This window comes from Gordonia prachuapensis, from assembly GCF_036350515.1.
GTDB classification, from domain to species: Bacteria; Actinomycetota; Actinomycetes; order Mycobacteriales; family Mycobacteriaceae; genus Gordonia; species Gordonia prachuapensis.
In genome coordinates this window covers 229,688-242,234 of sequence record NZ_JAZDUE010000004.1, presented here as the reverse complement: position 1 = coordinate 242,234, position 12,547 = coordinate 229,688, and the positions used below count along the sequence as shown (strand labels likewise).

The window sequence follows — 12,547 nt, the reverse complement described above, 5'->3', positions numbered from 1 at the left end:
CAGTCACGCCCCCCACTGATCACGGCCTGACGTCGAACACCTGATGGAAGGGCGTCTGGGCCGCACGGTCGAAGCGGGTGAATCCGGCGGCGGTGGTCACCGCCCGGATCTTCGCCGGGCCGGCCTGGGTGCCGAGCGCGAGCCCGACATCCTGCGACAGGGACGCCGGTGTGCACAGCAGTGTCGAGAACCCGTAGTAGGCGCGGCCGACCGGGTTGAGGTTGTCCTCGACATGATCGCCGGCCTGCGGTTCGACGATCATCCACGTGCCGTCGGCCGCGAGCGCCGATCGCACATGCTCCGCCGCGCCGACGGGGTCGCCCATGTCGTGCAGACAGTCGAACATCGTCACCAATCCGTAGTCACGACCGGAGAAGCCGTCGGCCGGGGCGACCTCGAATTGCACCCGGTCGCCGACCCCGGCGGCTTCGGCCCGCGCGCGGGCGATCTCGATCGACTCCGCGTGGTAGTCGGAAGCCAGGAACGTCGACGCCGGAAAAGCTTGCGCCATGAGGATTGTCGAGGCCCCGTGGCCACATCCCACGTCTGCCACCGTGGTCCCCGCGGTGAGCCGCTCCACGACCCCGTCGAGGGCGGGCAGCCACTCGGAGATGAGGTAGGCGTGATAGCTGGGCCGGAAGAATCGTTCGCAGCCGATGTGGACGTCGGTGTCGTGCTCGTGCCAGCCGTATCCGGCCCCGGCGCGGGCGGCCTCGATCACGCTGGTCGTGTCGTGGACGGTACCGAGCGCTATCTGGAAGAAGCCCGGAAGGAACGCCGGACTGTTCTCGTCCGTCAGGGCCACCGCGTGCTCGGCAGGCAGCGTGTACGTCCCCCGGCCGGGGTCGTAGGTCACGTATCCACCCGCAGCCTGGGCGTTGAGCCACTCCCTGGCGTAGGGTTCGCCGGTCCCGGTGGCCTCGGCGAGGCCGGCCGGCGTGCTGGGACCGTGGGCGGCGAGGGCCCGGTAGTAGCCGAGCTTGTCGCCGAGTACCACCAGCGCGGTGTTCAGGGTGGCACCCACCTCGTCCACCGCACGGAACACGAACTGCATCACTTTGTCGGGGTCGATGTCGACGGCTGCGCCTGTCGCATCATCGGTTGTGGTCATCGTCGTTCTCCTTGGTCGTCTCGCGGCTGGTCGATCACGTCCGAAACGTACGACGACCGGAACGGCGATCGCGTCCGGTGACCCCCCTGGTCCCCTCCACCGGGGCCTAGACTCTGGGTGGTGATCGGTCGCGAACGCGAGCAGCGGGTGATCGACCGGCTGGTGTCGAACGCCCGGATCGGTACCAGCGGTGTGCTGGCCGTGACCGGCGAGCCGGGGGTCGGCAAGACCGCGTTGCTCCGGTGGACGCAGAGCCGTCTCGACGGGTTCCGGGTCGTTCGCGCGACCGGAACGGAGCCGGAGCGCGAGGTTCCGTTCGCCGCGCTCCTCGCGGTTCTGCGACCGGCGCTCGATCTCCTCGACACCATCGCGGAACCACAGGCACGGGCCCTCTCGTCCGCGCTTGCGCTCGAGGAATCGGCCGCCGGTGACCGGTTCGCGGTCGGTGCGGCCACGCTGAGTCTGTTGTGCCGGTACGCCGAGGACGGTCCGATCGCGGTGCTGCTCGATGACCTGCAATGGATCGACACGCCATCGGCCGATGCGCTGCTGTTCGCCGCTCGGCGGCTCAGTGCGGATCCGATCGCGGTCGTGGCGGCCGGTCGCGAAGGCGAGGTGGACCATCTCGTCGTCGGCGTCGACGAACTCCGCCTGACAGGTCTCGACCTCGAGGGGATCCGGCGCCTCGTCGCCGATCTGACCGCACGGCCGGTGACCGACGAGTGGGTGGCACGTCTGCACGAACTCACCGGCGGAAACCCTCTCGCGGTCTCCGAACTCGCCGAGAACCCGGACGCGCTGCCGCCTCGTCCGTCAGGAGTACCTGCTCCCCTGTCGGCGGCGCTGGTGGACGCATTCGTCCGCCGCCTGCGGCCGCTGGACGACACCACCCGCGCCGTGCTGCTGGCTGCCGTGGTCTGCAACGGTGACCTGCGCCTGACCGGGCAGACGTGTGCCGCCATCGGCGTGGACCCGGCGTCTCTCGCATCGGTCACCGACGCGGGACTCGCTCAGGTGACGGGCGGCGAGATCATCTTCCGGCACCCGCTGCTGCGCTCGGCGGTCTATCGCGACGCCGCGCCACAGCAACGCAGGTCCGTTCACGCTGCGGCGGCCGCCGCATTGCCGGATGCCGACGTCGACCGGCGGGCCTGGCATGTCGCCGAAGCATTGTGGGCCCCAGATGCCACGGCTGCCGATCTGCTGCACACGGCCGGGGACAGAGCCGCAGAGCGCGCCGCGTGGGCGGTGGCGTCCGCCGCGTACGAACGAGCCGCGCGACTGAGCCCTGATGCCGCCGAAATCCGCGCTCGGCTGCTGGCCGCTGCTACGGCGGCGTGGACGGCCGGACTCGGAGAGCGGGCACGCACACTTCTGGACGAAATCGACCATGCCGCGGGTTCGCGGACTGTCCTGCAGGCGCTGGAGCTGAGGGCGGTGATCGCCGTGCGCAGCGGATCACTCCTGGAGGGGATCACGCTGTTGGAGCAGGCCGCGATGCGCAGCGACTCACCCGACGTCCGTGCCGGATTACTAGCCGAGGCCGTGCACGCGGGATTCTTCCTGGCCGACGGCACGGTTGTGCGCCGTCTGATCAAGCCGCTCGACGACGCCGTCGCGGCGGCGACCACCACCCGCGCCCGGGCGATGGGCGCGCTCGCGGCAGGGGTGGCGAAAGTCTTGGCGGGATCCGGGGGCGTCGCGGACTTGCGGGCCGCAGTGCCGCTGTTGGCGCAGAGCATCGATACGCAGGCGGACGAGCACAGTCTGTCGTGGGTGCTCTACGCGCCGCTGTTCCTTCGCGACGGCGACACCGGACGGGACCTACGGGACCGGATAGACCGGGCCCGTCGCCGGGCCGGGGTAGGCGTCCTGCCCGGCCTGTTGTTCCAGGTCGCCCGCGACGGCGCGACCTCGGATTCGTGGCCACGCGCCGCCGCCGACTACACCGAGGCGATCCGCCTGGCACGTGACACCGGCCAGACCACGGAGCTGGCCATGAGTCTGGCGGGCCTGGCATGGCTGCAGGCGCGGACGGGGCAGGCCGACGAGTGTCGCGCCCACGCCGAGGAGGCGGTGTCCCTGGGTCTCGCCCGTGACATCCACGCGGCTCGGATCTGGGCCCTGCACGCACTCGCCGACCTGGCCATGGCCGGCGACGACCCGGAGGAGACCCTGCATCGACTGCTGGCGGTGGACGAGCTCCTAACCGAACGTGCCGTCGGCGACCCCGACCTCTCGCCTCGCCCGAATCTGGTCGAGACCATGGTCCGGCTCGGCCGGACGGCGGACGCTGCCGACGTCGCCCGGCAGTTCTCGGGGGTCGCGGACGCGAAGGGCCAGCCCTGGTCGGCTGCGCGCGCACGCCGCGCTGCTGCGATGGTGGCCGACGACTTCGACCAGGCGTTCGCCGACGCACTGGTCCTGCACCGCGACACACCGGATCGGTTCGAGACCGCTCGTACCGAACTCGTCTACGGCGAACGCCTGCGTCGGGCCGGCCGTCGGGTGGAGGCCCGCGTGCAACTGCGCTCGTGTCTGTCGGCGTTCACCGAACTCGGGGCCCGACCCTGGGCCGACCGGGCGGCCACCGAACTGGACCTCACCGGCGAGCGTGTTGCGCATCGCCCCCAGGGCGGGGTCGCGGCGCTCACGCCGCAGGAGCTGCAGGTGGCGCTGCTCCTCTCCGACGGTCGCACCACGCGCGAAGCCGCCGCGGCGCTGTTCCTGAGTCCCAAGACCGTGGAGTACCACCTGCGCAAGGTCTACCGGAAGCTCGGGATCCGCTCGCGCGCCGAACTCTCCGACATCGTGTCCCCCTCGACGAACTGAGCACGGCCGGGTCGAGATCGAGCGTCGTCAGTGCGGGGTGTGGTCGTCGACGTCGAGGCTCGCGTTGGCGGCTTCCTGGGCTGCCTGCCCTTCGGCGACCTCTTCGGGGGTGAAACGCATGAACAGGACGACGACGGCGGAGAGCACGGCGATGCCCGCGCAGCAGGCGAAGGCCAGTCCGTAGCCGCTGGCCTGGGCGGCCAGTTCGGTCGGGTTCATCGTCTCGACCGGTGCGGTGGTGCCGCCCTCCGACAACGCTCGGGAGGTGACGGCGGCACCGACGGCGACGAGGCCGATGGCCCCGCCGAGATTCTGCGCGACCTGAGCCAGCGCGGTCAGCGGGCCGATCTCGGTGGGTCCGACGCCGGCGACCACGGACAGCGTGAGCGGGATGACGGCGAAGCCGACGCCGAAACCGATCACGACGACCGGCAGTCCGATGCTCGGGAAGTAGCCCGGCGAGCCGGTGGCGATCGACGACGCATAGAGGCATCCGGCGAGAATGATCGTGCCGCCGATGAGTACCAGCCACCGCGGCTGGATCATCAAGGCGAGTTTGGATGCGATGGCCGCGGCGATACCCAGACCGAACGCGAACGGCACGACGGCCAGCCCGCTCTGGATCGGGGTGTACTTGAGGATGCCCTGCAGGTACAGCGAGATGAACACCGCCATGCACATCATGATCATGCTGGCGAGGAAGATCGCGGCCAGCGCGGCGACGCGGCTGCGGTTGTCGAAGAGGCTGAACGGCAGGATCGGGTTCGCCGCGTTGCGTTCGACCATCACGAAGGCGATCAGTGCGAGGCCACCGAGGATGAAGGAGCCCACCACGAGTGGACGCGCCCACCCGTCCGGCCCCTCGTTGACGGCCAGCACCAACAACGTGCAGCCGAGGGTGCCGAGGATCGCGCCCTGGATGTCGAGTGCGAGGCGTTCGCCCTGCGACTCCCGCAGCACCGCGATCGCACCGATGGTGACCAGCACGCCGATCGGCACGTTGATCAGGAATACCAGCCGCCACGAGACCTGGGTGAGGACGCCGCCGAGGATCAGGCCGGCGACCGAGCCGACGCCGGTCATCGCGGCGTAGATCGCGAAGGCCTGGCTCCGTGGCTTGCCGGGCGCGAACGTTGTCGCGACCAAGGCCATCGCGGTCGGCGCGGCGATCGCGGCGGATGCGCCTTGCAGTGCACGTCCGATGATGAGGCTGGGCTCGTTCCACGCCACGCCACACAACAGCGAGGTGATGGTGAACGCGACCACGCCGACGATGAACATGCGTTTGCGGCCGAAGGTGTCGCCGAGTCGTCCGCCCAGCAACATCAGACCGCCGAACGCGAGCACGTAGCTGCTGATGATCCAGTTGGCACCGGACTCGGACAACTGCAGTGCGTCACGGATCCGCGGTAGGGCCAGCGCGGCGACGGTGCCGTCGAGCACCATCAACAGCTGCATGCCGCTGAGCACCAGGATCGCCGGGCCGAACACGCGGCGGTACACGGCCGCGTGCGCGGGGCTCGACGTTTCCGGGGCTGACATAGGCTTCGACGCTACCGCTCGGTGCACCGAATATGCCAATCGCCGTTGGCCCGTTGCGGTGTCAGGTGGCGAGCTCGGTGAACCCGGCGACGTCGCCGATCACGACGATCGCCGGTGGTCGCAGATCCTGCTCGTCGGCCGTGGCCGCCGCATGCGCGAGATCGGTGCGCAGGACACGCTGTGTCGGTAACGAGCCGTTCTCGATCATCGCCACCGGCGTCTCCGGCGCCCTGCCGCCGGACAGCAGGGCGTCGGCGAAGGCATCGACCCGCTCGACCGCCATCATCAGCACCAGCGTGCCCTTCAGTCGGGCGAGGGCCGGCCAGTCGATCAGTGAATCCGGATGGTCGGGCGCGACGTGGCCGGAGGCGATGACCACCTCGTGGGTCACACCGCGGTGGGTCACCGGGATACCGGCAGAAGCCGGGGCGGCGATGGGGCTGCTGATGCCCGGGACCACCGTCACCGGCACACCGGCCTCCACACAGGCCTGGACTTCTTCGAAGCCACGTCCGTACACGTACGGGTCGCCGCCCTTGAAGCGGACGACGAACTTGCCCGCCTTGGCCCGCTCGACCAGGACGTCGTTGATGGCCTCCTGCTTCATCGCGCGCCCATAGGGCACCTTCGCCGCGTCGATGATCTCGACCTGCGGTCCCAGCTCGGCGAGCAGCTGCGGTGGTGCGAGCCGGTCGGCGACGACGACGTCGGCCTGCTGCAGCAGTTTCTGACCGCGCACTGTGATCAGGTCCGGGTCGCCGGGTCCACCGCCCACGAGCGCGACACCGGGGGCGTGCGGCGCGTCGTCGGCGACGCTGAGCGATCCGTCGGCCAGCGCCCGTCCGATGGCCGCGCGCAACGCCGCGGACATGCGGTGGTCGCCGCCGGCGAGGACGCCGAACTGCACGTCGCGGTGCCGGCCCGACGCGGGTGTGACGGCGGTGCCGTATCGCGCGTCGTCGGCGCGGACGCAGAAGGTGTGTCGTGCCTCGGCATCGGCGACGACCTGCGCGTTCACCTCCGGATCGTCCGTGCAGGCCATCACATACCAGGCCCCGTCGAGATCTCCGTCGCGATAGGCCCGGTGCGACACCGAGATACCGACGGTGGACTCGACGGCGGGCGTCGGATCGATCGCGATCACGTGCACGTCCGCCCCGGCGGCGATCAGGTTGGGCAGCCGACGTTGCGCGACCGACCCGCCGCCGACCACGACGACCCTGCGGCCGGACAGGTCGAGACCGACCAGATAGTGGCCGCGTGCGTGGTCGCCGGTCGCGGACGCTTCGGTGGCAGGACGGTCGGGGCGGCCAGGGCCGGGCCGGTCGGAGTCGGACACGCCAGAGGACATGACCCACGAGCCTACCGATCCCGCGGCGAACCGGTGAACAGGCTCAGATCGGTAGCCGGCCGACGGTGTGGAATCCGGGGATGGGGGCCACGGCGGGTTCGTCGTCGGGCGCCGTCACCGCGTGGCCGCCGGCGTCTGGTCGAGCCCACGGGCGCGTTGACGGTGCAGCGCCCGTTCGCGCGACTCCTCGAATCTGCGGACCTTGACGTCCATGTCGTCGAGGAACTGCGCGAGCAGTTCGCGGTAGTGCTCGCCCATCGGACCGAAGTCGTCGCGTTCGAAGATCCGCCACTTGCGCAGCACCGGCATCACCACCTCCGAGAGGTGTTGCGGCAGATCGTAGATGCCACCCTTGGCGATCAGCACCGCGTTGCGCCGGAAGTTCGGCATGGAGGCGCCGGGCATCTGGAAGTTGGACACGATGGCGTAGATGGCCGCCATCGTCTGGTCGGGAACCAGGTCGAGCGCCCCGGCGACGACGTTTCGGTAGAAGAGCATGTGCAGGTTCTCGTCGGCAGCAACGCGTTGCAGCATCCGGTCGGCGATTGGGTCACCGCAAGCCTTTCCGGTGTTGCGGTGCGAGACCCGGGTGGCCAGTTCCTGAAAGCTGACATAGCTCACCGCGTAGAGCATGTCGTAGCTGTGGTCGCGTTGCCCGTCGTCGTCGGGCAACGGGTTGAACCCGTGCGTCATGTGCTCCATCCGGATGTTCTCCAGCTCCACCGGATCCACACCGCGTGTCACCACCAGGTAGTCGCGCATGACGACCGAATGCCGCATCTCCTCGGCTGTCCAGCGACCCACCCAGAAACCCCAGGCATCGTCGAGACCGAAGTTGTCGGCGATCACCCGGTGATACGACGGCAGGTTGTCCTCGGTGAGCAGGTTGGTGATCATCGCGGCCTTGGCCGTCTCCGACAGCTGTGACTGCGCCGGATCCCAGTCGATCCCACCGAGCGCGGCGAAGTTGCGCCCGTCATCCCACGGCACATAGTCGTGCGGGTGCCAGTCCTTGGTCATCTTCATGTGCCGCTCGACTTCGGCCTCGCAGACGGGCAACAGTTCCCGGAGCAGATCAGAGCCGGTCATCCGGTTCTCGGTGATCAGTTCGTCGGTTGCCGCCGGTCGATCGATCAGACTGCTCATCAGCTCTCCTCGGGTCGCGCTGCTGCGGTACGGATCAACTCTGCTCCGGCATGTCACGCGCCTACGTGGGCCGAAAGTCCCCGATGTGGTGGGTCCCAGGTCTCCGGCCGACAGCCGACCGCGCACCTGATGCTGCGGTACCGTCAGACCATGCCTGCGCAGGCCCCGACAGAACCGGCTGCCGAACCGAAGCCGATCCGTGTCTATCTGGTCGACGACCACGAACTCGTGCGCCGCGGGCTGCGCGATCTGCTCGGGACCGCCGCCGATCTCGAGGTCGTCGGCGAGGCGGCCTCCGTCGGAGAGGCGAAGGTGGGCATTCTCGCCGCCGTGCCCGACGTCGCCGTTCTCGACGTCCGGTTGCCCGACGGGAACGGGGTGGAGTTGTGCCGCGACGTGCGGGCCGCCGAACCGTCGGTGCGCTGTCTGATGCTGACCAGCTACGCCGACGACGACGCGCTCCTCGCAGCAGTCCTCGCCGGCGCGTCGGGATTCGTCCTGAAGCAGATCCTCGGACACAACCTCATCGAGGCGGTCCGGACCGTCGGCCGCGGCGGTTCGCTGCTCGACGATCGCAGCACGGCCGCGCTGCTGGCGAAACTGCGCGACGGCAAGGACACCGCCGAGGACCCGCTCGCCGAGCTCACCCACCAGGAACGTGAGGTGTTCAACCTGATCGGCGAGGGCCTGACGAACCGACAGATCGCCGAACGGATGTTTCTGGCGGAGAAGACGATCAAGAACTACGTGTCGCGCATCCTGTCGAAGCTGGACATGCAGCGCCGCACGCAGGTCGCGGTCATGGCGACGCGTTTGCGCGACGGCAAGAACCGTTAGCGGCCTGCGGGATCAGCCCCGCAGCGGCACCGTCCAGGTGAGGGTGGTCCCGCCGGCCCTCCCGGGTGCGGTCGCCACTTCGAACACGCCGTCGCAGTCCTCGGCGCGACGGGTGAGGTTGTCGAGTCCGCGGTAGACCACATCGGCGCCGATCCCGACACCGTCGTCGCTGATCGCCACCGTCAACACGTCGTCGTCGGCGGTCACCGACACATCGATGTGTTCCGCGTGGGCGTGTCGCAACGCGTTCGAGAGTCCTTCGCGCAGAACGGCATCGATGTGCGGCGCGAGACGCTCCGGGACGACTGTGTCGACCGGGCCCGCGAACGCGACGCCGGGGGCGATGGGTGCCTGGGTGGCCAACTCAGACACGATGTCGAGCACCCGACGACGCAGCGTCGCGGTGTCGTGGTGTCCGGGGACGGACTGGAGATCGAAGATCGACGTACGGATCTGGGCGATGGTGCGGTCGAGGTCGCCCACCACCTGTTCGAGTCGGGTCCGGGCCGCGTCGTCGGCTTCGTGGCCCGCCAGCATCGCCTGCACCGACATGCCGATGGCGAACAGGCGTTGGATGACGTGGTCGTGCAGGTCACGCGCGATCCGGTGCCGGTCTTCGAGGACTTCGAGATCGCGCGCCGTCTGCTGCTGCTCGGCGTAGGCAACCGCCAACGACGCGACCTCCGCGACACCCGCCAGACCGGCCCCGTCCTCGTCGTCCCACCACGGGCGGGCGACGTGGGTGATCACGAGATACCCGAAGGTGCCGGCGGCGCGTTGCATCGGCTGGATGGTCACCCAGCGCGCATCCCGACGGATCAGTTCTGACGGGATGTCGGTGTGCGGCACCACCGTCCGGGCGGCCCGCGGGCCGATTCCCAGGGCCGGGACGGCGATGTCGGGGCCGGTGTGACCGCGCACGGTGACCGCGCCGGGCTCGCCGGTCAGCAGGAACACGTCGACGCCGTCGCAGAGCGCGGCGACGTCGTCACACAGTCGGGACAGCGTGTCGTCCAAGGCGATTCCGGCCAGCGGTTCCGACCCGCGTCGGGCGATCACCTGCATCCAGCGGTGACGGGTTCGGGCCTGCTCGAACAGGCGCGCGTTGTCGACGGCGATCCCGGCGGCCACCGCGAGCACGGCGACGAGGGTCTCGTCGATCTCGCTGAAGGCATCCGCGCCCTGCTTCTCGGTCAGGTAGATACTGCCGAACACCGAGCCGCGGATGACGATCGGCGCACCGAGGAACGTTGACATCGGGGGGTGACCGTCCGGGAAACCCGCCGACGACGGGTGCTCGGCGAGCGCGGGTATGCGCAGCACGTCGGTCTGTTCGATGAGCACGCCGAGCACGCCCCGGCCGACGGGGAGGTGGTCCATCCGGGCCCGCTGCGCCGCGGAGATGCCGGTGTAGACGAACGCGCTGAGCCCACCGTCCGGGCCGCGGACACCGAGCGCGGCGTAGCGGGCGTCGAGAACGTGGGACGCCACCTCCACGATCCGCTGCAGCGCGTTGTCGAGGTCCAATCCCCGGCCCACGACCAGGACCGCCTCGAGGAGATCACGCAGTACCGCAGGGTCGTCGACGCCCTGGCGTTCGAGGGCGCCGAGCGCTTCACCCAGGCGCCGGCCGCTCGTCATCCGGTGTGCTCGCGAACCCGGGAGCGGTTGCGCGCGTGCTCGACGAACCGCGCCACGGAGTGCGGACAACCCGCCGGATGCACATGGAGATACGAGGCGTGCACGGCACCGTTCGCGTAGCCGTGGGTCCCGGCGACCCCGAGGTGATCGCGCCACGCCCAGGCGGGCCGAAGATGATCGCCGCCGATCACGGTGGACCGATGGAACTCGTGTCCGGTGACCCGCTGCCCCTCCGCGAACGCGGCCGAGTCGGTCACCGCCACGGCGTCGCGGTAGCCGAGGGTGAGGGTGTCGGTGAACCGACCGACGACATCGATCACCCCGGCCATGGGGTACCCGTCCAGTTCGCGGGCCAGATAGAGCAGCCCGGCGCATTCGGCGACGATCGGCCGGCCGGCGGCCGCGTGGTCGGCGAGCCCGGTCCGCAGGGGTTCGTTGGCCGACAGGGCTTCGGCGTGTTCCTCCGGGAAGCCGCCGCCGATCACGACCGCATCGGTGTCCGGTGGCAGCGGGTCGTGCAGCGGGTCGAAGCCGACCACGTCGACGCCTGCTGCGACCAACAGCTCACGATGCTCGGCATAGCCGAAGGTGAACGCGGCACCGCCGGCCACGGCCACCACCGGTCTGCGTGCGCTGGTCGCGGGTGCGCCGTCGGCGACGGCCTCGTGCGGTGACCACGCGGTCGTCGACTGCGCCGCGCGCGTGCGGGCCGCCGCGACGATGGCCGGGAGATCAAGTGCCGCACCGATGGTCGCGGTCATCGCATCCACTGCACGAACCGCGTCGTCGCGCCGTTCGGCCGCCGGGATCAGCCCGAGGTGCCGGGACGGCACCTGCAACGCCGGGTTGCGCCGCAGCACACCCATCACCGGTAGTCCGACACGCGCGCACGCCTTACGCAGCACCGACTCGTGGCGATCGGATCCCACCCGGTTCAGGATCACCCCGACGATGCGGACCGACGGATCGAAACCGATGAAGCCGTGCAGCGTGGCGGCCAGCGACTGGCTGTGCCCGGAGGCGTCGACGACGAGGACGACGGGCGCCCCGATGAGCCGGGCGACGTGGGCGGTCGACCCGAAACCCGCCGGGTCGTCGGAGGACGCCGAGTCCGCGAGGATGCGTCCGTCGAACAGGCCCATCACGCCTTCGACGACGGCGATGTCCGCGCCGGCCGAGCCGGCCGCGAACAGCGGGCCGACCAGGTCGGCGCCGACCAGATTCGGGTCGAGGTTGCGGCCCACCGTCCCGGCGGCGACCGCGTGGTAGCCGGGGTCGATGTAGTCGGGACCGACCTTGAACGGGGCAACGCGGTGACCCGCGGCCCGCAGCGCACCGATCAGTCCGGTGGACACCGTCGTCTTGCCGCTGCCCGATGCAGGCGCGGCCACGACGACGGCGGGCACCGCACTCATCTGCGCCCCGATCCGCTCACCACTCGATGCCCTTCTGGCCCTTGCGTCCGGCGTCCATCGGATGGGCGACCTTGCGCATCTCGGTCACCAGATCGGCGGCGTCCGTCAGCGCCGCCGGCGCACGGCGCCCCGTGATGATCACGTGCTGTCGGCCGGGTCGGTTCCGGAGTGTCTCCACCACCTCGTCAGTGTCCACCCACCCCCAGTCGAGCGGGTAGGTGAACTCGTCGAGGACGTAGAAATCGTGCTGTTCGGCGGCCAGGCGCCGAGATATCTCGACCCATCCGGCCCGCGCATCCTCCGCGTGGTCGGCGTCGTGATCCGCGTTGGCGCGCAGCCACGACCAGCCCTGACCCATCTTGTGCCATTCGACCGGGGCTCCCTTGCCGGTCTCGACGTGCACATCGCCGAGCGTCAGCAGGGCGCTCTCCTCCCCGACCTTCCATTTGGCGCTCTTGACGAACTGGAAGACCGCCACGCTCAGTCCCGCGTTCCAGGCTCGCATCGCCATCCCGAACGCCGCGGTGGACTTGCCCTTCCCGTCACCGGTGTGCACCGCCAGCACCGGCTGATTGCGCCGCTGCCGGGTGGTCAAACCGTCGTCGGGGACGGTGTCCGGCACTCCTCGTGGCACGTGGCCTCCTCGCAGTCGCGGTGTGGTGCGAACAGTGT

9 protein-coding genes are annotated in these 12,547 nt (G+C 69.9%); 2 read left to right on the top strand and 7 right to left on the bottom strand.

Annotated elements, in window-relative coordinates; genetic code table 11:
• Window positions 1–19 precede the first annotated feature (19 nt).
• On the bottom strand, window positions 20–1,111 hold the full coding sequence (locus tag V1Y59_RS06780) for a class I SAM-dependent methyltransferase (RefSeq protein WP_330504056.1): 1,092 nt from the start codon (window positions 1,109–1,111) through the stop codon (window positions 20–22).
• A gap of 120 nt (window positions 1,112–1,231) precedes the next feature.
• On the opposite strand from V1Y59_RS06780, the gene V1Y59_RS06775 reads away from it, so the two are divergent.
• Window positions 1,232–3,943 (top strand): ATP-binding protein, encoded by a 2,712-nt coding sequence (locus V1Y59_RS06775; RefSeq protein ID WP_330504055.1) that lies wholly within the window; start codon window positions 1,232–1,234, stop codon window positions 3,941–3,943.
• A gap of 27 nt (window positions 3,944–3,970) precedes the next feature.
• Here the strand turns inward: V1Y59_RS06775 and V1Y59_RS06770 are convergent, their stop codons facing one another.
• From V1Y59_RS06770 to V1Y59_RS06760, 3 genes are all read right to left on the bottom strand, one after another.
• Window positions 3,971–5,485, bottom strand: coding sequence for a DHA2 family efflux MFS transporter permease subunit (locus tag V1Y59_RS06770; protein WP_330504054.1), 1,515 nt, complete (start codon window positions 5,483–5,485; stop codon window positions 3,971–3,973).
• 61 nt (window positions 5,486–5,546) lie between these two features.
• The gene (gene cobA, locus V1Y59_RS06765; RefSeq protein WP_330504052.1) at window positions 5,547–6,836 is read right to left on the bottom strand and encodes a uroporphyrinogen-III C-methyltransferase; all 1,290 of its coding nucleotides are present in this window, start codon (window positions 6,834–6,836) and stop codon (window positions 5,547–5,549) included.
• 114 nt (window positions 6,837–6,950) lie between these two features.
• Window positions 6,951–7,982, bottom strand: coding sequence for an acyl-ACP desaturase (locus V1Y59_RS06760; RefSeq protein ID WP_330504051.1), 1,032 nt, complete (start codon window positions 7,980–7,982; stop codon window positions 6,951–6,953).
• A gap of 150 nt (window positions 7,983–8,132) precedes the next feature.
• On the opposite strand from V1Y59_RS06760, the gene V1Y59_RS06755 reads away from it, so the two are divergent.
• The gene (locus V1Y59_RS06755; RefSeq protein WP_330504050.1) at window positions 8,133–8,819 is read left to right on the top strand and encodes a response regulator transcription factor; all 687 of its coding nucleotides are present in this window, start codon (window positions 8,133–8,135) and stop codon (window positions 8,817–8,819) included.
• A 12-nt stretch (window positions 8,820–8,831) separates the two neighbouring features.
• Here the strand turns inward: V1Y59_RS06755 and V1Y59_RS06750 are convergent, their stop codons facing one another.
• From V1Y59_RS06750 to cobO, 3 genes are read right to left on the bottom strand one after another with little or no spacing between them, the layout of a single operon-like run.
• Window positions 8,832–10,460: a GAF domain-containing sensor histidine kinase gene (locus tag V1Y59_RS06750; RefSeq protein ID WP_330504049.1), complete on the bottom strand. Its 1,629-nt coding sequence runs from the start codon at window positions 10,458–10,460 to the stop codon at window positions 8,832–8,834.
• On the bottom strand, window positions 10,457–11,875 hold the full coding sequence (locus tag V1Y59_RS06745; protein WP_330504048.1) for a cobyrinic acid a,c-diamide synthase CobB: 1,419 nt from the start codon (window positions 11,873–11,875) through the stop codon (window positions 10,457–10,459). The genes V1Y59_RS06750 and V1Y59_RS06745 overlap by 4 nt, the downstream gene beginning before the upstream one ends.
• Before the next feature lie 16 nt (window positions 11,876–11,891).
• Window positions 11,892–12,509 (bottom strand): cob(I)yrinic acid a,c-diamide adenosyltransferase, encoded by a 618-nt coding sequence (cobO, locus tag V1Y59_RS06740; RefSeq protein WP_330504047.1) that lies wholly within the window; start codon window positions 12,507–12,509, stop codon window positions 11,892–11,894.
• Window positions 12,510–12,547: the final 38 nt, after the last annotated feature.

Excerpts from the sequence above, each read along its gene's own strand:
- V1Y59_RS06760 (WP_330504051.1), bottom strand. The coding sequence starts at position 7,982 with ATGAGCAGTCTGATCGATCGACCGGCGGCAACCGACGAACTGATCACC.
- cobA (WP_330504052.1), bottom strand. The coding sequence starts at position 6,836 with ATGTCCTCTGGCGTGTCCGACTCCGACCGGCCCGGCCCTGGCCGCCCC.
- V1Y59_RS06755 (WP_330504050.1), top strand. The coding sequence starts at position 8,133 with ATGCCTGCGCAGGCCCCGACAGAACCGGCTGCCGAACCGAAGCCGATC.
- V1Y59_RS06745 (WP_330504048.1), bottom strand. The coding sequence starts at position 11,875 with ATGAGTGCGGTGCCCGCCGTCGTCGTGGCCGCGCCTGCATCGGGCAGC.
- V1Y59_RS06750 (WP_330504049.1), bottom strand. The coding sequence starts at position 10,460 with ATGACGAGCGGCCGGCGCCTGGGTGAAGCGCTCGGCGCCCTCGAACGC.
- V1Y59_RS06780 (WP_330504056.1), bottom strand. The coding sequence starts at position 1,111 with ATGACCACAACCGATGATGCGACAGGCGCAGCCGTCGACATCGACCCC.
- V1Y59_RS06770 (WP_330504054.1), bottom strand. The coding sequence starts at position 5,485 with ATGTCAGCCCCGGAAACGTCGAGCCCCGCGCACGCGGCCGTGTACCGC.